Source organism: Micromonospora desertarenae (genome assembly GCF_056150265.1).
Genome location: NZ_JAXCFQ010000014.1, coordinates 150,839 through 169,148 on the forward strand (window position 1 = coordinate 150,839; position 18,310 = coordinate 169,148).

Below are 18,310 nucleotides of genomic sequence, written 5' to 3' on the forward strand. Positions count from 1 at the left end.
CTCGACCCTGCTCGATGCCGGCGCGTCCCGATCCGGTCGTCGCCGTCGCACAGCGGACCGGCGTCGCGGCCGGGAGTCGCGGCCCGCCCGGACGGTGCCCCGATCCCGGCGGGGGCCACAGCGCTGATGACCCGCCGTGCCCCTGCTCGCCATGCCGGTGAGTGTTCCGCACGGCCGGGGGGAGCGGACCTCGTGTGTCGGAAAGTTCGCGGAGCCGGCTTCCGGGGACGGCGGCGCTGCGTCGGATCGGATGGCGGATTCCGCCCGGCCGGTGCTGGTCACGGGGCGCCGACGGTGTCCGCGCCCCGGGGCAGCAGGCCGTTGCCGCCCGCGGGCGGCCGGGCAGCGACCCGCTGGCGCTCCTGTTTCGCCCGGTAGAGCCGCTGGTCGGCGGCGAGCATCAGCGCTTCGAGGGAGTCGCCGTCGTACGGCGCGGTGGCCGAGCCGACGCTGACGCTGCTGTGCTGGCCCACCGCCGCGCCGATCCGGGCGGCGATCGCCCGTGCGGTCGGTTCGTCGGCGTCGACCAGCACGACGACGAACTCGTCGCCGCCGACCCGGGCGATGGCGTCCTCGACGCGCAGCACGTCCCGGGCCGCCGTCACCGTCCGCCGTAGCAGCTCGTCGCCGGCGGCGTGCCCGAGGCGGTCGTTGACCAGCTTGAAGTCGTCCAGGTCGAGGCAGAGCAGGGACGGGCCGGGACGGCAGCCGGCGTGGAAGAGGTGGCTGGCGAACTCGGCCAGGCCGCGCCGGTTCAGGGCACCGGTGAGCGGATCCAGCGCCGCCAGCGCCCGCAGTTGGGACCGCTGCCGCGCCAGGATCCGGGCCTGCGTCGAGCAGACGGAGGCCAGCACCAGCATGCCCGCGAGGTAGATGAAGACATGACCGGAGTGCGCCGGTCCGCCGGTGACGGCGACGGCGAGGTAGGAACCGACGACGAGCACCTCGAGCGCGATCATCAGCCGCAGGTGCGGCGTGTAGTTGGCGACGAACACGGTGGTGGTCACGAAACCCAGGGCGGCCGGCGAGGTGACACCGCCGTCCCAGTGCGCGCCGAGCGCCGCCGTCAGGAGCGTGACCAGCAGGATGGTGAACGAGAGACGGTATCCCGCCACCTGCGTCGTCACCCGCCGCGCCGCCCACACCCCCACCAGCCCGGACGCCATGCCACACAGGTAGGCGGCGAGCATGAGGGAGCGGTTCGGCTGGTGGAGCGTCAGCAGACAGTAGATGACGGCCACCGCGTGCGAGACGGCGTGCAACGCCGCGCCGAGGAGGATCCTTCGGCGACGCTCGTTCACCCGACTGTCCACCGTAGCCACGGCACTCCGCCGACGATCGCAGGTGACGTGGTAGCGCTACCGGTGTCGTCGCCGCTCCGGTGGCGCGTCCCACCACCCCGACATTGAAGGGTGCGCCTCCGTTCACCGTCAATACCCGCGCCGGTAACCTCACCAGCTCGTGTGCGTATCGGCACGCAGTGTCGCGGACCAGTGGAAACGTCCCGGCGTCCCACGCGCCCCAGCCGCCACCGGCCGCCGGCCGGCGCCGGGCCGGTGCTCCCCATCCGGAACGAGCCGACCGGTGCTAGGGTCGACGGGAGTGATCGAGCGAGGGAGAGCAGACATGGCAGGTGACGACGACATCTCCGGGTGATACCGGAGTTTCCGGCCACCGGCCGGCGCGGTGACCAGCGCCGCCGCCGTGGCCATGCCGTCGTTCCACCAGCCCTTGTCTCCGCCGGGCCGGCGCCGCCGCGCTCACGTCACCTCTGAGGTCTTCCGATGTCCGATGCGTTCATCGTCTGCTCCAACCTGTCCTTTTCCTGGCCGGACGACACCCCGGTCTTCCAGGACCTGTCCTTCTCGGTCGGCGCCGGCCGTACCGGCCTGGTCGCGCCGAACGGCGCCGGCAAGACCACCCTGCTCAAGCTGATCGCCGGCGAGCTGCGTCCTACCGGCGGCACGGTGACCGTCAACGGCGTGCTCGGCTACCTCCCGCAGAACCTGTCCCTCGTCGGCGACCTGACGGTGGCCCAGGTCCTCGGGATCGACCCGGTGCTGCGGGCGCTGAGCGCCATCGAGTCCGGTGACGCCAGCGAGGAGCACTTCACCACCATCGGCAACGACTGGGACATCGAGGAGCGCACCCGCGCCGAGCTGGACCGGCTCGGCCTCACCGACGTCACGCTCGCCCAGCCGCTGGGCACCCTCAGCGGGGGCCAGGTGGTCTCCCTCGGCCTGGCCGCGCAGCTGCTGAAGCGGCCGGACGTGCTGCTGCTCGACGAACCGACCAACAACCTCGACATCGACGCCCGGCACAAGCTCTACGGGGTGTTGGAGAACTGGAGCGGCTGCCTGCTGCTGGTCAGCCACGACCGGGCGCTGCTCGACCGGATGGAGCGGATCCTTGAACTCGACAGGGGCGAGGTCCGCTCCTACGGCGGCAACTACACCGCGTACTCCGACGCGGTGCGGGCCGCGCGGGAGGTCGCCGAGAAGAACCTCCGCAACGCCGCGCAGGAGGTCAAGCGGGAGAAGCGGGAGATGCAGCAGGCCCGCGAGCGGGCCGAGCGCCGGGCCAGCAACGCCTCCCGGAACCTCAAGAACGCCGGCCTGCCGAAGATCTTCGCCGGCACCATGAAGCGCGGCGCCCAGGAGTCGGCGGGCCGGGCGCGCGAGACGCACGCCGCCCGGGTCAGCGAGGCGAAGGCCCGCCTCGACGAGGCCGGCCGCGCCGTGCGCGAGGAGGAGAAGATCGCGCTGGACCTGCCCGAAACCAACGTCCCCGCCGGGCGTACGGTCTTCCTCGGCGAGCGGTTGCAGGTGCGCTACGGCGGACGCGCGCTCTTCGCCGGCGACGGCCTCGACCTGGCCATCCGGGGGCCCGAGCGGATCGCCCTGACCGGGCCCAACGGCGCCGGCAAGTCCAGCCTGCTGCGCCTGGTCAACGGCGATCTGGCGCCGGAGAGCGGGGTGGCCCGGCGGGCCGAGGGCCGGGTGGCCTACCTGAGCCAGCGCCTGGACCTGCTGGATCTCGACCGCACGGTGGCCGAGAACCTGGCCGCCTTCGCCCCGGACCTGCCCGAGGCGCGGCGGATGAACCTGCTGGCCCGGTTCCTGTTCCGGGGTGCCCGCCCGCACCTCCCGGTCGGCGTGCTCTCCGGCGGGGAGCGGCTGCGCGCCACGCTGGCCTGCGTCCTGTTCGCCGAACCGGCGCCCCAACTGCTGCTGCTGGACGAGCCGACGAACAACCTCGACCTGGTCAGCGTGGGGCAGTTGGAGAGCGCGCTCAACGCGTACCAGGGCGCCTTCGTGGTGGTCAGTCACGACGAGCGGTTCCTGGAGAACATCGGGGTGGAGCGCTGGCTGCGGCTCGCCGAGGGCCGGCTGCTGGAGACCGGGGCGCCGGACGGCGCGGCTACGTGATCTTCGGGCCGGTGAGCCGGTAGCCGTCCTCGGTCAGGGTGCGGGTCATGTGCTCGGCGTACCACTGCGGCCAGTCCGGGTCGGACCGGCCCAGCTTCTGCTCGTGCACGCCGTGCGCCTCCGCGGCGCGCTTCAGCGCGTCCAGCAGGACCTCGGTGGTCGGATCCATCGCCGTCCCTTCCGTTCCCGCGCGCCGTCCGGGCGCTCGTGCCGCAACCCGCGGACGCCGGCCGTCGGTCGGCACGGTCGGCCCGCGACCCCCTCCCCAGGGGCAGCCTAGGCGGAGGTGTCGGGCGGGGAGGCGGAACGGCGACTCGCCGTCGGGACCGCCGCGTACCGGTCGCGCATGACCTCGCTGGCGGCCGGGCCGGCGGCGAAGACGAAGTTCTCCGGGTCGAGGAGTCGGCCGGTGGCCCGGTCCACGACGACCGGCTCGACCTCGGCGCCGGTCTCCCGGTCGACCAGGACCATGCTGCGCTCCTCGGGGCGCAGGCGGGAGTTTCCCCAGGCGGCGAGGGCCACGATCACCGGCCGCAGGCTGCGGCCAAGGTCGGTGAGGACGTACTCGTAGCGGTCCGGGTGGGTCTGGTAGCGGCGGCGTTCCAGCAGGCCGTTGGCGGTGAGCGTACGCAGCCGGCCGGTCAGCATGCTGGAGGAGATGCCGAGGTTCTCCTGGAACTGGTCGAAGCGGGTGTAGCCGTCGAAGGCGTCGTGGAGGATCAGCAGGGTCCACCACTCGCCGACCACGCCGAGGGTCGCCGAGAGCGGACACTCCCGGTCCTCGAGCCGGACCTTCCCCGCCATGGCTGGCTCCTCGCAAGTCGGTGCTAATGTCGAAGTCACTGACTTCTAGTTCAGCAGTAAGGGTACGCCGGATGGCGGGAGGCGGGATCCGGCGCGCCTTGCCGACCGGCGGCGCGAGCCGCGGCGTACCCGGGGAGGAGTTCCCGTGACCGGAGCACCAGAGATCATCCGTCGCTACTTCGAGCTGGCCGGCCAGCCGGACACGGAGGCGTACCTCGCGCTCTTCGCCGACGACGCCGTGGTGCAGGACGAGGGCCGGGAGCACCGCGGCGTCGCGGCCATCCGCGCCTGGCGACGGGAGACGCCGCTGGTGTCGTACGAGATCACGGACGTCGCCGCCACGGCGGAGGGCACCGTGGTCACCGCCACCATCACCGGTGACTTCCCCGGCAGTCCGTTCGCCGGGCTGCGGTTCCGCTTCGAGGAGTACGACGACGACCGCATCCGCCGGCTGCGCATCGCCCCCTGACGGCGCACGGGCCGGAGCCGATAACCGGCTCCGGCCCGTGCTGTCGGTCGCCGTTACGGGACGGGGTACTGCGCGACGTAGACCGGCGCGCCGACCCGGGTGGTGTCGGCCGCCTCGCCCACGCCGTTGACCACGTGGTCGATCGTGCCGGCGCTGAGGTTGACGGTCATCACGTGGTGCAGCCGCACGCCCGGGGTCACCGGGACCTCGAAGCCGTTCTCGGTGTGGATCGACGGGTTGTTCTGGTTGAACACGTAGACGCCGCCGCCGTACAACGTGTGGTGCCGGACCCGGTCGCCGACCTTGTACCCGGCCCAGCCCTCGACCCCGCCGTTCATCCAGTCGGCCTGCGTCGGCGGGTCGTACGGCAGCTCGTTCTGGTACAGGACCGTGGTGCCGTGCTCGCCGTTCCAGACGGTGTTGTAGCGCTGGAAGTGCTCGACGAAGAGCCCGGTCGCGGTCACGTGGTCGCCGTTGATCACCGCGCCGTACCGACCGGTGTTGGTCCGCCACCGGTCGGTGTCGCCGTTGACGCCCTCGGTGAAGCCCTCGACGCCGTGGTCGCCGCGCCACACCCAGGTGTGGTCGATGAGGACGTGGTCGCTGTTGACCTCCAGCGCGATGTCCGTCCGGCCGATGTGCGGGCCGCCGACCCGGAAGTACACGTCGGAGAGGGTGGTCGGGTTCCACGGCGTGCTGTGGTTGCGGCCGTGCTTGGCGCCCACCCGCAGCAGCACCGGCGACTCGGTCGGGCCCGCGTCGATGGTGACGCCGGCGATCACCACGCCGGGCACGCCGGCGACGTCCAGCGGCACCGACCCGTCCACCGCGGTGAGGGTGGCGTGCCCCAGGCCGAGGACCACGGTGTTCGGCCGCTTGACCTGGATGCTGCGGGCGATGTCGTACACGCCCGGGGTGAGCAACAGGTGCTTGCCGCGGGCGAGCTGGCTGTTGATGACCCGGACCGGATCGGACGGCTTGGCGATGAAGAAGTCGCCGATCGGGATGGTCCGGCCCGGGGTCAGGCCGTCGGCCCAGGTGACGCCGCGGCTGTCGCGTCGCACCGCGGGCACCCGGACCTGGTAGCGGCCCTTGGCGTCGACGAACAGGTAGGGCTTCTCCCGGCTGAGCGGGGTGGTGTCCAGCGTGGTGTACGGCGGGTCGGGGAAGCCGGCGTCGTCCGGCGCGCCCACCACGCCGGCGAAGACCTGGTTCCACACCGCGTTGGACCAGCCGGCGACCTCGCTGTTGCGGGTCAGCCACTGCTGCTGCGAGCCGTTGGTGGTGGCGGGCAGCCGGGAGTCGGCGATGAAGCCGCCGCTGGCGTACTGCGGGCCGGCGGTGCAGTAGTCCATCAGCGACAGGTTGCCGCCGGCGATGTCCAGCCGGCGCATCGACACCGCCTGGGACACGGCCCAGAAGTTCGCCGACGACCGGCAGCCGTCCTGGCCGGTGGCGTCGATGTCGATGGACAGGTTGGACAGCGTGCGCCAGAAGTTGACCAGGGCGATGCAGTTGCCCGCGCCGCCGTCGGCCAGGCAGCGGTTGTAGACCTCGATCTTGCCGTTGACGTCGACATCGGTGGGTGTGGCGCCCAGCCCGGCGACCTCGGTGTAGTAGCCGACCTTGACCTGCAACGGCTGCTCGGCGGTGCCGTAGCTGCCCGGCTTGAACAGGTAGGCGTGCCGGGCGGTGCCCATTTCGGCGTCGACCTGGCGGGCGTGCGCCGCGTCCAGGGTCGCCTGGATCTCGCCCACCGGCATGCTCGGGTCGAAGATGGTGACGTTGGGCCCGAAGTCCGGCGTACCGTGCCGGGGCGGGCCGGCGGTGGCGGCGGTGCCGGTCAGGGCGGCGCTGGCGGCCAGCGCGAGTCCGAGGGCGAGCGCCCGGCCGGCGGTGCGCCGCCGTCGGGCGCGGGGATGCGTCGTCATGCGGTTCGTCCTCTCCGCTGGCCGGCACCTGCTCCCGGACGCAGCGACGTGGGTGGGGGGAAGGAGACCTGCCACTGGCGGCTGCCGAGGGGGCCCTGTGAGAGCGCTCTCTCGATCTCGCCGACTTGTATCACGTTGTGAAAGAAGGGGGTGGCTTGTTTCTACCCTGTGAACCGGGTCGCCCGCTACCGGCGGGAGCATCGATTTTCCGGACGGCCGGCGACCGGGCGGTCCACGGCGGACCCTCGCCCCCGGGGGCCGGGCCGGCACACGCGCGGGGGTGGCGACGCGCCGCGTCGCCACCCCCGGTCGGGTGTCGTCGGGTCAGGAGGCGGTACAGGACCGGACCTGGGGCCGGGTCCAGTTGCCGTTGGCCATGGTGGTGAAGCCGAAGACGTTGCCGCTGCCGTTGGACCGCATGGTCATCACGTTGCCGCTGCTGTCCCAGCTCGGGGTGCCGTTCCAGGTCGCCGAGACCTTCTGCGGCGGGGTCACCGCGACGACGACCGTCCAGTTGCTGGCTCCGCTGACGGTGACCTCGCTGTTGAACCGGTCGCCCCACCGGGTGCCGTCGCGCAGGGTCGCGGTGCAACTGCCGCCGGGCGGCGGGGTGGTCGGCCCGGTGGTCGGCGGGGTGGTGGGGGGAGTGCTCGGGGTGGTGCCGCCGTTGAGGGCGGCCAGGACCGCGTCGTACGCCGGCTTCTTGGCGCCGCTGCTGGTGAACAGCAGCGGGTTCTGGTCGGCTCGCCAGGAGTCGCTGTCCCGGATGCCCCAGACGGTGATCCCGGTGCAGCGGGAGACGGCGAGGCAGTCGTTGACCACGTTGCGGTACGTGTCGGCCGGGGCGTTCTGGATGTCCAGCTCGGTGATCTGCACGTCGACGCCGAGGGCGGCGAAGCTGGACAGCGTGGTGCGGTAGTTGGCCGGGTACGGCGAGCCGCTGTTGAAGTGCGACTGGAGGCCGACGCAGTCGATCGGTACGCCGCGCTGCTTGAAGTCGCGGACCATGTTGTACACGGCCTGGGTCTTGGCGTGCGTCCAGTCGTCGGTGTTGTAGTCGTTGTAGCAGAGCTTCGCGCCGGGGTCGGCGGCCCGGGCGGCGCGGAACGCCGCCTCGATCCAGTCGTTGCCGGTGCGCTGGAGGTTGGAGTCGCGGCGGGCGCCGGTGCTGCCGTCGGCGAACGCCTCGTTCACCACGTCCCACGCCACGACCTGGCCGCGGAAGTGGGTGGCCACCTGGGTGACGTGGTTGAGCATGGCCTGACGCAGCGCGCTGCCGCTCATGTTCTGCATCCAGCCCGGCTGCTGGGAGTGCCAGGCCAGGGTGTGGCCGCGCACGCTCATCCCGCGGCTGCGGGCGTGGCTGACGATCCGGTCGGCGTTGGTGAAGGTGAACTGCCCCTGCTGCGGCTCGGTGGCGTCGATCTTCATCTCGTTCTCGGGCGTCACCGAGTTGAACTCGCGGTTCAGGATCGTGGTGTACGCGCTGTCGCTGAGCTTGTTGGCGGCCACGGCGGCGCCGAAGTACCGGCCGCGCTCCGCCGCGGAGGCGCCCAGGGTGGTGCCGGCGCTGGCCGCGACGGGCAGCACCACGGCTCCGCCCGCGGCGAGCAGACCAACGGCGGCGAGGGCGAGGGCCGCCCGCCTTCGTGCTGTCGATTTCGGACGGTTGTCCCGCTGGCAGCTGTCGATCATCTCTGCCCCTTCTGCTGGCGACCGGGCTTGGTGGCGCGCCGGCCTGGTGTGGTGGGGGTGTGTCGGGGTCGCGACCGGCCGCCGGTGGAACGCCGACCGGGTATCGACCCGAATAGATGTGGAGTATCGCAGCGACCGATCGGCGCGGCAAGAATTTCCGGAAAACTAACGATAGCTAAGGAGGGGGTTGCGAGGTCTCCTCGGAGAAAACAGGCAGGCCAGAGCCTCTATCCAGCAGTCGGCGAAGCTGGCCACGGTTACCCGGGATGATCTGCTGGATATCCCTCTGGATGGATGTTCCGGGGGAGTTCCGTAACGCGTGGCCGGTGGTTCGCCGGTCCGGCGCCGGTCCGGCCCGCCGGCGGTGTCCCGGTCCAACCGGGCCGGTTATCCGGCGGGACGGCCAGGCGGGGGCCGGCGACTCCGTAGAATCGCTGGGTGCCGCGGATCGTGCAGTTGCTGGCCTCGCCGGTGCACCGCTACGTGGGCCGGCCCGCCGACGGCCCGGCACCGGCCCCACCCGGCGAACTGGTCGACCAGGTCCAGCTCCGGGCCGGCCTCGGCATCGTCGGCGACCGGTACTTCGGCAAGCCGGCGCACCGCGAGGCGAGCGTGACAGTGATCGCGCGGGAGTCGTTGCCGCCCGGGGTCGACCTGGTGCAGGTCCGGCGCAACGTGCTCACCACCGGGATCGCCGTGGACGAACTGATCGGAGCCGTGCTCACGCTGGATTCCGGCGCGGGTCCGGTCCGGCTGCGGGTCAACCGCCCGGCGAACCCCTGCGCCTGGATGGAGGTCACCATCGGCCCGGGCGCGTGGAAGGCGTTGCGCCGCCGGGGCGGCGTGCGCTGCACCCCGCTGGACGACGGCACCCTGCGCGTCGGGCCGGTCGACGTGACGATCAGCCGCTGACGCCCGCCGGCGGCACCGGCCGGGGCGCCGCTAGCCGGGCTGGACGGTGAGCGGCACGTCACGCAGGTCCGGCACCTCCTGCCGGCGCGGTTCCCGGGTCAGCGTCGCGGTGAACTCCGCCGGCCGCACCTCCAGGTAGGGCGGGGCCTCGGTGGCGGTGAAGCCCCCGGCGGCCACCGCGGTCGGGGTGGGGCACTGCTTCTCCGGCCGCACCTGGATGACCTGCCCGGGGCGGACCAGGTACGACGGTTGGTTGACCTTGCCGCCGTCGAGGGAGAACGTGTTGTTCCCGATCAGGTGACGGGCCTCGGTCACGGTGCGGGCGAAGCCGGCCCGGTGCACCAGCGCGTCCAGCCGCTGTTCCAACTGCCCAGCCAGGTTCTCCGCCGCGTCGCCCGGTTGCCCGGCGGCCGTCACCAGGGCCCGGACCAGTTGCCGCTCCCGCAGGTCGTACGCGGTCCGGAGCCGGTGCCGCTCGGCGTCGGGCAGCCGGTAGCCGCGGGGAGCCCGGCGCGGCCCGCCCCGCCGGCCGATCGGATGCTGCTGCCGGCGCAGCCGGTAACCCCACGCCGGCTTGAGCGGCACCTCGTCGGTGGGCGCGACGTTGACCTTGGACCGCAGCATGGTGTCCTCCCTCGACTCGCCGTGGCCCTCACCCTGCCCCCGACCCGGGTGAACCGGCCTCACCCGATCCGGGTGACCCGGCCGGCGAGCTCCCGCCCGCCGGCGCCCGAGCCTCGCCCGACCGGTCGGCCGGCGGTGCCAGCGCCCGGCGGCACCGATCGCCGAGCGCGCGTACCGCGTCGACGAGTTCCGGTGGCCCGGTGACGGTGACGTCGAGGCCGATCACCGCCACCATCCAGGCCAGGTCGGCGGCCGTGTCGGCGCCGAGGTGGACCAGGCAGCTGTCCGGGCCGACCGGCTCGACCGCGCCCATGCCGGGCCAGATCCGTTCGGCGACCACGGCGGCCGGCCGGTGCACGGTGACCGTGGCCCGCACCGCCCACACCCCGGCGGAGAGCTGCCGGGCCAGGTACGCCGTCACGTCGCCGTCGGGGGGATCGCGCCGGGCGAAGCGGGGGCCGGTCGGTATCCGGGGGTGGAGCCGGTCGACCCGGAAGGAACGCCAGTCGGCCCGGTCGGTGTCCCAGGCGACCAGGTACCAGTGCCGACCCCAGTTGACCAGCGCCTGCGGCTCGACCAGCCGCACCGACCGTGCGCCGTGGTGGTCGGTGTAGTCGAAGCGCAGCCGTTCCCGCCGGTGGCAGGCGTCGGAGACGGCCACCAGGACGTCGGCGTCGACGGTGAGTCCGGGCGCGCCGGCCCGTACGGTGGCGTGCTGCACGGTGGTGACCCGGTGCCGGAGCCGGGCCGGCAGCACCCGCTCCAGCTTGGTCAACGCGCGCAGCGCCGTTTCGTCGATGCCGGTCACCGAACTGGCCGCGGCGGTGCGCAGACCGATCGCGACGGCCACCGCCTCGTCGTCGTCGAGCAGCAGCGGCGGCAACGCGGCGCCGGCGCCGAGCCGGTAGCCGGCGGTGCCCTGGACGGCGTCCACCGGGTAACCCAGCTCGCGCAGCCGGTCCACGTCCCGGCGGATCGTGCGCACGGTGACCCCGAGCCGGTCGGCCAACTCGGCGCCGGACCAGTGCCGGTGGGTCTGCAACAACGACAGCAGTTTGAGCAGCCGCGCCGGAGCCTTCAGCATGCCGACCAGAATGCCAGCAGGTTAGGACCGGAACTGTCCTGAGCGGCTCCTAGCGTGGCCACCATGACGACGGCAGACCCCGACATCCACCCGTTCCGCATCGACGTCCCGCAGGACCGGCTCGACGACCTGCGCGCCCGGCTGGCGAACACCCGCTGGCCCGAGCTGCCCGACGTCCGGGCCTTCTTCCGGAAGGTCCGCTGAGATGGGCGCCCGCCGGCCGGGAACCACCGGCGCGCCGGTCGAGACGCTCGACCGGCGGGCGCTGGGCCGGGCCACCCTGGCCCGCCAACTGCTGCTGCGGCGGGCGCCGCTGGACGTCGTCACGGCCACCGCCCGGCTGGGCGGCCTCAACGCGCAGCACGCCAACGACCCGTACCTGGCCCTGCACTCGCGGCTGGCCGGCTTCACCGCCGCCGACCTGACCGCCGCGATCGAGACCGGCCGGCTGGTGCGGTCGACGATGATGCGGGCCACCCAGCACCTGGTCACCGCCGCGGACTACCGGGCGTTGCGGCCGGTACTGACCCCGCTGCTGACCCGGGTGCAGCGCAACGCGTTCGGCCGGCGTACCGCCGGGATCGACCTGGCCGCGGTGGTCGCCGAGGCGCGGGAGATCCTGGCCGGGGCGGCGCTCACCCGGCCGGACCTCGGGCGGCGGCTCGCGGCCGGCCGGCCCGGCGCCGACGGCACCGCCCTGGCCTGGTCGGTGCAGTACCTGCTGCCGCTGCTGCACCCCGCGCCCAGCGGCACCTGGGACGCGACCGGGGCCACCCCGTTCGCCCTGGCCGAACCGGTGCTGGGGCCGCTGGACCCGCCGGACCCGCGCCGGCTGGTCCGGCGCCATCTGGCCGCGTTCGGCCCGGCCACCGCCGCCGACGTACGGGCCTGGTCGGGCGTCGCCGGCCTGCGGGAGGTCATCGCCGGGATGGCCGCCGAGCTGCGCGTCTTCCGGGACGAGGACGGGCGCCTGCGGTACGACCTGCCGGACGCGCCCCGGCCCGACCCGGCCACCCCGGCGCCGGTGCGCCTGCTCGCCGGCTTCGACAACCTGCTGCTCGCCCACGCCGACCGGAGCCGGGTCATGACCGACGAGGTCCGCCGCCGGGTCTGCGTGGGCGACCTGGTGGCGCCCACCGTGCTGGTCGACGGCATGGTGGCCGGGATCTGGGAGCTGGACCGCCGCGCGGGCGTGGTGACCGTGCGGCCGTTCGCCCGCATCCCGCCCGACGAGCTGGCGGCGGTGCGGGCCGAGGGGGAGCGGGTGCTCCGGTTCGCCGCGCCGGACGCGGCCGCGCCCGAGGTGCGGATCCTGCGTCCCTCGTGACGGCCGGCGCGGCCCGGACGCGGCTGCGCGTCCACCTCGCTGGCCGGCCGCCGCACCTCATCGATCGCCGGCGCCCGCCTCGGCCCGCCGCCCGGCCGGGCCCTCGCCGCCCGGTGCGGCGTCGAGCAGCACACCGGGGTTGAGCACCCAGGACGGGTCGAGCGCCGCCTTCGCGGCGCGCAGCGCCAACCCGACCGGCTCCGGGCGCTGCCGGTCGTACCAGGGCCGGTGGTCCCGGCCGACGGCGTGGTGGTGGGTGATGGTGCCGCCGGCGGCGAGCAGCGCCTCGGAGACGGCGTGCTTGATCTCGTCCCACTGGGCGAGCGTGCCGCCCCACCGGCCGGTGGCGTAGACGCCGAAGTAGGGGGCCGGCCCGTCCGGGTAGACGTGGGTGAACCGGCAGGTGACCACGCCGGTCGCGCCGACCTCGCGCAGCGCCGCCGCGGCGGCGTCGAGCACCGCGGCGCGCAGCGCGGGGAAGCGGTCCCAGGTGCAGGCGGTCTCGAAGGTCTCCACGATCATCGACCGGGCGGCGAGGGCGTCGCGCTGGTACGGCATCCGCAGGAACGCCGAGCGCCAGGTGTCCACGGCGCCACCCCGCTCGCTGGACGCCGGGCCGACCCGGGGCGGGTCGGGCAGCGCACCGCCGTGGTCGCGGCACAGCTCGACGGCGCGGTCCAGCCCCGGCCCGACCGGGTGGTCGGCGGACTCGAAGCCGAGCACGAGAACCCCGCCGGTGCTGGCGACGCCGGCGTTGAGCAGCGCCTCCGCCGGGTCGAGCAGCCGGCAGTTGCTCGGGTGCAGCCCGGACTGGGCGATCGCCCGGGTGGCGGCCACCGCCGCGTCGTACTCGTCGAAGTGCACCGCCGCGTCCGCCCGCCAGCGCGGCCGCTCCTGCAGGCGCAGCCACGCCTCGGTGATGACGCCGAGCGCGCCCTCGGAGCCGAGGAAGAGCCGGTCGGGCGACGGCCCCGCGCCGGAGGCGGGCAGCCGGCGGGACTCGCTGGTGCCGGCCGGGGTCACCACCCGCAGCGACTCCACCAGGTCGTCGATGTGGGTGAGCACCGTCGCGTAGTGGCCGCCGGCCCGGGTGGCCAGCCAGCCGCCCAGCGTGGAGAACTCGAACGACTGCGGGAAGTGCCGCAGCGTGAGATCGTGCCCGCGGAGCTGGTCGGCCAGCGCCGGGCCGAACACGCCGGCCTGGATCCGCGCCGCCCGGCTGGTCCGGTCGACCTCCCGCACCCGGTCGAGCCGGCCGAGGTCGAGGCTGACCCCGCCGGGGTAGCCGTCGGCCACCCGTGGTTCCACGCCGCCGACCACCGACGAGCCGCCGCCGTACGGGATCACCGCGATCCCGGCCCCGGCGCACCAGTCCAGCACGTCGACCACGTCCCGTTCGGACGCCGGGCGGACGACCAGGTCCGGCGGGTGCCGGACGTCGCCGTGCAGGTTCCGGACGACGTCCCGGAACGCCTTGCCGTGCGCGTGCGCCGCCCGGTCGGTCTCGTCGGTGGAGCAGAGGTGGGCCAGCGACGCCGGCGGGGCCACCCGCGGGGCCCGCAGACCCAGCTCGGCCACCGGCGGCGGGACGCGCGCGGTCAGGTCGGCGTCGGGCAGCAGGGCCCGCACCCGGTCGGTCAGTGCCGCGGCCTCCGCGCCGGTCACCGCGTCCTCGACGTGACCCCAGCCCCACCACGAACGGTGCTTCCCGGCCATCCGGCCTCCCCGCCGTCACCCAGCCCAGCCCGATCCGCCGTAACGTACTCGACCGGCGCGGTGTCCGGTATCCCGGCGGCCGGCGGCCCCTGCGCCGAAGGGGTGGCCGCCGGCGGCGGCCACCCCCGTGTACCTCGGTCAGGAGGTGGCCGGTACCGGCTCGGCCGGGCGGTGCCGGGCGGCCCGGGACGCCGGGCGGGCCAGCGCGCTCGGCCACCAGGTGCGGCGGCCGATCTCCAGGGCGAGCGCCGGCACGAGCAGGCTGCGCACCAGGAACGTGTCGAGCAGCACGCCGACGCCCACGATCACGGCGGACTGCACCGACGGCACCAGCGGCAGCACGCTCAGCGCGCCGAAGGTGGCCGCCAGCACCACGCCCGCGCTGGTGATCACCCCGCCGGTCACGGTCAGCGCGTGCAGCACGCCCTGCCGGTGACCGAGCAGCGCCGCCTCCTCCCGCGCCCGGGTGGTGAGGAAGATGGTGTAGTCAACGCCCAGGGCGACCAGGAACAGGAACGTCTGCAACGGGATCCCGACGAACAGCTTGGCGTGCCCCATCGCGTCGAGGATCAGCCCGGCCGCGCCCAGCGCCGCGAGGTACGACAGCACCACGCTCGCCAGCAGCAGCAGCGGCGCGACCAGCGCCCGCAGCAGCACGATCAGGATGACGAACACCACCGCCAGGATCAGCGGCACCACCAGCCGGTTGTCCCGGTCGACCGTGCGTTCCTCGTCCAGCAGGTAGGCGGTGTCCCCGCCGACCAGCGCCTGCGCGCCGGGCACCGCGTGCACGGCGGTGCGCAGCCGCTCCACGGTCTCCAGGGCGGCGGCGCTGTCCGGGGTGTCCGCCAGCACCGCCGCGATCCGCACCCACCGGCCGTCCGGCGAGCGTTCCGGCGCGCCCACCTCGGCCACCCCGGGCACGGCGCGGGCGGCCGTGACCACCTGGTCGGCGCGGTCCGCGGTGGCCAGGATGTCGGCGGGCGCGACCGTGCCGCTCGGGTAGTGCGCCGCGATCATCCGCTGGCCGGTGATCGAGCCGACCTCCCGGGTGAACGTCTCGTCGCCGGGCAGGCCGACGCTGAGGTTGCCGATGCCGAAGCTGAGCGCGACCAGCGCCGCGGCCGTGCCGATCCACACCGTCCGGGGCCGGCGGCCGACCAGGCCGGCGATCCGCCGCCACACCCGGTGGTCGGCGGCCACGTCCACGTCGGCCGCGTCCGGCGCGTAGCGCGGCACGAACGGCCAGAACAGCCAGCGACCGAACAGCACCAGCACGGCCGGCAGCAGGGTGGTCATGGCGAGCAGGGCGGCCACGATGCCGACCGCGCCGACCGGGCCGAGCCCCCGGGTGGACGGCAGTTGCGCGGCCAGCAGGCAGAGCAGACCGATCGCCACGGTCGCCGCGGAGGCGCCGATCGCGCCGAGCGAGCGGCGCAGGGCCACCGCCATCGCGGCGTGCCGGTCGGCGTGCCGGCGCAGCTCCTCCCGGTAGCGGGCGATGAGCAGCAGCGCGTAGTCCACGCCGACGCCGAACACCAGCACGGTGAGGATGCTCTGGCTCTGGAAGTCGACCGCCAGCCCGGCGTGCCGGGCCAGCAGGTAGACGACAGCGCTGGCGAGCTGGCTGGCGAACGCCGCGGTGAGCAGCGGGATGAGCCAGAGCACCGGACTGCGGTAGGTGACCAGCAGCAGCAGGGCGACGGTGGCCGCGGTGGCCAGCAGCAACGCGCTGTCCATGCCGCCGAACGCGTCGAACACGTCGTGCTCGGCGGCGGCCGGGCCGGTCAGTGCGGTCCGCAGGCCGGCCGGGGGGTCGGCGGTGAGCCGGTCCTTGAGCTCGGTGACCGCGGTGCCGCGGCGCTCGTCGTCCCCGGCGACCGGGAAGGAGAGCAGCAGCGCCCGGCCGTCCTCGCTCGGCACCGCCGCGGGCACCTGCCCGCCGTCGGCGTACGCCGCGAAGGCGGCCCGGTCGGCGTCGACCTTCGCCCGGTCGGCGGCGGTGAGACCGCCGTCCCGGACGTAGACCGCGATCGCCAGCGGGGCCCCCGAGTCGGGGAACGCGGACTCCGCCCGCTGCGCCGCCCGGCTGTGTTCGACGCCGGCGGGCAGCGCGCCGAGGGTGTCGTTCTCCTGCACCTCGGTGAGCTTGAGCGCCAGCGGCCCGGCCGCCGAGATGACGATGAGCCAGAAGACGAGCAGGACGTACTTGGATCGTCGACCGGACGGCAGGCCGGCCAGGCGGTGCCGGAACATGGCGGGTTCCCTCCGCGGGTTGGTTGTTCTCACGCCGTCGATCCTTCGGCCCCGGACCGGCCGGGGCAGGGGTGTCACGTCCCGAACTCCGGTGGTGCTGGCACCACCGATGCGGCGGCGGCCGTGGCCCAGAATGGGAGCCGTGCACAGCTCCGTACGCCTGTTCGCCCGGCAGTGGCTCCGGCCGGGCGCGATCGCCGCCGTGCAGGGCCTGGCGCTGGCGCTGCTCTGCCTGACCACCAACGTCGCGCTGTTCGCGCTCTCGGTGGTGTCGCTCGCGCTGATCCCGGTGTTCGGCATCGGGTTCGCGCTCTTCCCGGTGGTGACCGCGCTGGTGCGGCTCTGCCTGGGGGCGCAGCGCCGGCTGGCCCGGTGGGGCGGGATCCCGATGGCCACCCCGTACCGGCCGAAGCCGGCCGACGCGCAGATCGGCACCTGGCGGCGGTTCCGGTGGGTGGTCGCCGACCCGGCCACCTGGCGGGACTTCGCCTGGCTGGTGCCGGGTGCGATCACCGGCGCGGCCTGCCTGCTGGCGTTCGTGCTGCCGGCGTACGGGCTGGAGGGCGTGCTGCTGGTGCCCCTGGTGCTCTACCTGACCATCGACTGGTACGGCTACGGCGTGTTCTGGCCGATGGACAACATCGTCGAGGCGTGGGCGTCCGTACCGCAGGGATGGTTCTTCCTGATCGGCGGGCTGGCGGTGGCGCCCTGGCTGGTCTGGCTGCACCTGCGCTTCGCCGGCTTCTTCCTCACCCCGACCAGGGCGCAGGAGCTGGCGCTGCGGGTGCGGCAGCTGACCGTCACCCGGGCCGACACGGTCGACACCCAGGCGGCCGAGCTGCGCCGGATCGAGCGCGACCTGCACGACGGGGCGCAGGCCCGGCTGGTGGCGCTGCGCATGAGCATCGGGCTGGCCGGGAAGCTGATGGCCGACGACCCGGCGGCGGCGCGACGGCTGCTGGCCGAGGCCCAGGAGGCCAGCGGGCAGGCCCTGGTCGAGCTGCGCGACCTGGTCCGCGGCATCTACCCGCCGGTGCTCGCCGAACGCGGCCTCGGCGGGGCGGTCGAGGCGCTCGCGCTGGCCGTGCCGCTGCCCGTGACGGTGGACGTGGAGTTGCCGGGCAGCCCGCCGGCGGCGGTCGAATCGGCGGCGTACTTCGCGGTGGCGGAGGCGCTGGCCAACGTGACCAAGCACAGTGGCGCGGCGCGCGCCTGGATCCGGATGGCGCACCGGGACGGCCGGCTGGTCATGGTGGTCGGCGACGACGGCCGGGGCGGCGCGCGACCGGACGCGGGGACCGGCCTGGCGGGTGTGCGGCGCCGCCTGGCAGCCTTCGATGGAACGATGTCGGTGACCAGCCCGCCGGGCGGGCCCACCGTCGTGACCATGGAGCTGCCGTGCGAGTTGTCATCGCCGAGGATCTCGCCCTCCTCCGGGACGGGCTGACCCGCATCCTCGACGCGTTCGGCTTCCAGGTGGTCGAGGCGGTCGCGGACGGGCCGTCCGTGCTGCCCGCGCTGACCCGGCACCGTCCCGACGTGGCGGTGGTCGACGTACGCCTGCCGCCCACCTTCACCGACGAGGGCCTCCAGGCGGCGTTGCAGGCCCGCACCCGGCTGCCCGGCCTGCCGATCCTGGTGCTGTCCCAGCACGTCGAGCAGCTGTACGCCCGGGAGCTGCTCTCCGACCGTGCCGGGGGAGTGGGCTACCTGCTCAAGGACCGGGTGTCCAACGTCGACCAGTTCGTCGACGCGGTGCGCCGGGTGGCGGCCGGCGGCATGGTGATGGACCCGGACGTGGTCTCCCAGTTGCTGGCCCGCAACACCGGCGGGCAGCGGCTGGCCGAGCTGACCGCGCGCGAGCGCGAGGTGCTGGGCCTGATGGCGGAGGGGCGGTCGAACGCGGCGATCGCCGGCCGGCTGTTCGTCACCGAGAAGGCGGTCAGCAAGCACATCAACAACATCTTCAGCAAGCTCGGCATGCCGCCGTCGGACGACGACAACCGGCGGGTGCTGGCCGTGCTGGCGTACCTGAACGGCTGAGAGCGCGGCCGCCGCGACCCG

General features: G+C 74.1%; 16 protein-coding genes. 7 read left to right on the top strand and 9 right to left on the bottom strand.

Going from position 1 to position 18,310, the window contains the following annotated elements; all coding sequences use genetic code 11:
* Nucleotides 1-278 precede the first annotated feature (278 nt).
* Nucleotides 279-1,301: a GGDEF domain-containing protein gene (locus SM577_RS25645; RefSeq protein ID WP_474581744.1), complete on the bottom strand. Its 1,023-nt coding sequence runs from the start codon at nucleotides 1,299-1,301 to the stop codon at nucleotides 279-281.
* A gap of 483 nt (nucleotides 1,302-1,784) precedes the next feature.
* Here SM577_RS25645 and abc-f point away from each other — a divergent pair, with 483 nt between their 5' ends.
* Nucleotides 1,785-3,428, top strand: a complete 1,644-nt coding sequence (gene abc-f / locus SM577_RS25650) for a ribosomal protection-like ABC-F family protein (RefSeq protein WP_474588171.1) — start codon at nucleotides 1,785-1,787, stop codon at nucleotides 3,426-3,428.
* Here the strand turns inward: abc-f and SM577_RS25655 are convergent.
* Nucleotides 3,421-3,597: a hypothetical protein gene (locus SM577_RS25655; RefSeq protein WP_302917229.1), complete on the bottom strand. Its 177-nt coding sequence runs from the start codon at nucleotides 3,595-3,597 to the stop codon at nucleotides 3,421-3,423. The genes abc-f and SM577_RS25655 overlap by 8 nt on opposite strands.
* Nucleotides 3,598-3,704: 107 nt before the next feature.
* Nucleotides 3,705-4,232, bottom strand: a complete 528-nt coding sequence (locus tag SM577_RS25660; protein ID WP_302917228.1) for a winged helix-turn-helix transcriptional regulator — start codon at nucleotides 4,230-4,232, stop codon at nucleotides 3,705-3,707.
* Between the two features lie 145 nt (nucleotides 4,233-4,377).
* On the opposite strand from SM577_RS25660, the gene SM577_RS25665 reads away from it, so the two are divergent.
* Complete coding sequence (locus tag SM577_RS25665; RefSeq protein WP_302917227.1) at nucleotides 4,378-4,701, top strand: nuclear transport factor 2 family protein; 324 nt, start codon at nucleotides 4,378-4,380, stop codon at nucleotides 4,699-4,701.
* Between the two features lie 53 nt (nucleotides 4,702-4,754).
* Here the strand turns inward: SM577_RS25665 and SM577_RS25670 are convergent, their stop codons facing one another.
* Complete coding sequence (locus tag SM577_RS25670; protein ID WP_474588172.1) at nucleotides 4,755-6,632, bottom strand: adenylyl cyclase; 1,878 nt, start codon at nucleotides 6,630-6,632, stop codon at nucleotides 4,755-4,757.
* 324 nt (nucleotides 6,633-6,956) lie between these two features.
* Nucleotides 6,957-8,327 (bottom strand): glycoside hydrolase family 10 protein, encoded by a 1,371-nt coding sequence (locus SM577_RS25675; protein WP_474588173.1) that lies wholly within the window; start codon nucleotides 8,325-8,327, stop codon nucleotides 6,957-6,959.
* A gap of 438 nt (nucleotides 8,328-8,765) precedes the next feature.
* Here SM577_RS25675 and SM577_RS25680 point away from each other — a divergent pair, with 438 nt between their 5' ends.
* Nucleotides 8,766-9,239 carry a molybdenum cofactor biosysynthesis protein gene (locus SM577_RS25680; RefSeq protein WP_474588174.1) on the top strand — a complete coding sequence of 158 codons (474 nt, stop codon included), beginning with the start codon at nucleotides 8,766-8,768 and terminating at the stop codon, nucleotides 9,237-9,239.
* A 30-nt stretch (nucleotides 9,240-9,269) separates the two neighbouring features.
* On the opposite strand, the gene rpsD is transcribed toward SM577_RS25680, so the two are convergent.
* Nucleotides 9,270-9,863 (bottom strand): 30S ribosomal protein S4, encoded by a 594-nt coding sequence (gene rpsD, locus SM577_RS25685; protein WP_474588175.1) that lies wholly within the window; start codon nucleotides 9,861-9,863, stop codon nucleotides 9,270-9,272.
* Between the two features lie 28 nt (nucleotides 9,864-9,891).
* Complete coding sequence (locus SM577_RS25690) at nucleotides 9,892-10,947, bottom strand: helix-turn-helix transcriptional regulator (protein ID WP_474588176.1); 1,056 nt, start codon at nucleotides 10,945-10,947, stop codon at nucleotides 9,892-9,894.
* Between the two features lie 63 nt (nucleotides 10,948-11,010).
* Here SM577_RS25690 and SM577_RS25695 point away from each other — a divergent pair, with 63 nt between their 5' ends.
* Together SM577_RS25695 and SM577_RS25700 are read left to right on the top strand one after the other, a co-directional pair.
* Nucleotides 11,011-11,151, top strand: a complete 141-nt coding sequence (locus SM577_RS25695) for an epoxide hydrolase N-terminal domain-containing protein (protein WP_474581749.1) — start codon at nucleotides 11,011-11,013, stop codon at nucleotides 11,149-11,151.
* A 1-nt stretch (nucleotide 11,152) separates the two neighbouring features.
* Nucleotides 11,153-12,274 carry a winged helix DNA-binding domain-containing protein gene (locus SM577_RS25700; protein ID WP_302917220.1) on the top strand — a complete coding sequence of 374 codons (1,122 nt, stop codon included), beginning with the start codon at nucleotides 11,153-11,155 and terminating at the stop codon, nucleotides 12,272-12,274.
* A gap of 57 nt (nucleotides 12,275-12,331) precedes the next feature.
* Here the strand turns inward: SM577_RS25700 and SM577_RS25705 are convergent, their stop codons facing one another.
* Nucleotides 12,332-13,990 (bottom strand): FAD-binding oxidoreductase, encoded by a 1,659-nt coding sequence (locus tag SM577_RS25705; protein WP_474588177.1) that lies wholly within the window; start codon nucleotides 13,988-13,990, stop codon nucleotides 12,332-12,334.
* Between the two features lie 138 nt (nucleotides 13,991-14,128).
* The gene (locus SM577_RS25710) at nucleotides 14,129-16,246 is read right to left on the bottom strand and encodes an MMPL family transporter (protein ID WP_474588178.1); all 2,118 of its coding nucleotides are present in this window, start codon (nucleotides 16,244-16,246) and stop codon (nucleotides 14,129-14,131) included.
* A gap of 142 nt (nucleotides 16,247-16,388) precedes the next feature.
* On the opposite strand from SM577_RS25710, the gene SM577_RS25715 reads away from it, so the two are divergent.
* On the top strand, nucleotides 16,389-17,693 hold the full coding sequence (locus tag SM577_RS25715) for a sensor histidine kinase (protein WP_474588179.1): 1,305 nt from the start codon (nucleotides 16,389-16,391) through the stop codon (nucleotides 17,691-17,693).
* The gene (locus SM577_RS25720; protein ID WP_302917216.1) at nucleotides 17,645-18,289 is read left to right on the top strand and encodes a LuxR C-terminal-related transcriptional regulator; all 645 of its coding nucleotides are present in this window, start codon (nucleotides 17,645-17,647) and stop codon (nucleotides 18,287-18,289) included. The genes SM577_RS25715 and SM577_RS25720 overlap by 49 nt, the downstream gene beginning before the upstream one ends.
* Nucleotides 18,290-18,310: the final 21 nt, after the last annotated feature.

What these genes read in the sequence shown, in the direction of transcription:
- SM577_RS25700 (WP_302917220.1), top strand. Translation starts at nt 11,153, where the DNA reads ATGGGCGCCCGCCGGCCGGGAACCACCGGCGCGCCGGTCGAGACGCTC.
- abc-f (WP_474588171.1), top strand. Translation starts at nt 1,785, where the DNA reads ATGTCCGATGCGTTCATCGTCTGCTCCAACCTGTCCTTTTCCTGGCCG.
- SM577_RS25660 (WP_302917228.1), bottom strand. Translation starts at nt 4,232, where the DNA reads ATGGCGGGGAAGGTCCGGCTCGAGGACCGGGAGTGTCCGCTCTCGGCG.
- SM577_RS25690 (WP_474588176.1), bottom strand. Translation starts at nt 10,947, where the DNA reads ATGCTGAAGGCTCCGGCGCGGCTGCTCAAACTGCTGTCGTTGTTGCAG.
- SM577_RS25705 (WP_474588177.1), bottom strand. Translation starts at nt 13,990, where the DNA reads ATGGCCGGGAAGCACCGTTCGTGGTGGGGCTGGGGTCACGTCGAGGAC.
- SM577_RS25710 (WP_474588178.1), bottom strand. Translation starts at nt 16,246, where the DNA reads ATGTTCCGGCACCGCCTGGCCGGCCTGCCGTCCGGTCGACGATCCAAG.
- rpsD (WP_474588175.1), bottom strand. Translation starts at nt 9,863, where the DNA reads ATGCTGCGGTCCAAGGTCAACGTCGCGCCCACCGACGAGGTGCCGCTC.
- SM577_RS25655 (WP_302917229.1), bottom strand. Translation starts at nt 3,597, where the DNA reads ATGGATCCGACCACCGAGGTCCTGCTGGACGCGCTGAAGCGCGCCGCG.
- SM577_RS25695 (WP_474581749.1), top strand. Translation starts at nt 11,011, where the DNA reads ATGACGACGGCAGACCCCGACATCCACCCGTTCCGCATCGACGTCCCG.
- SM577_RS25675 (WP_474588173.1), bottom strand. Translation starts at nt 8,327, where the DNA reads ATGATCGACAGCTGCCAGCGGGACAACCGTCCGAAATCGACAGCACGA.
- SM577_RS25670 (WP_474588172.1), bottom strand. Translation starts at nt 6,632, where the DNA reads ATGACGACGCATCCCCGCGCCCGACGGCGGCGCACCGCCGGCCGGGCG.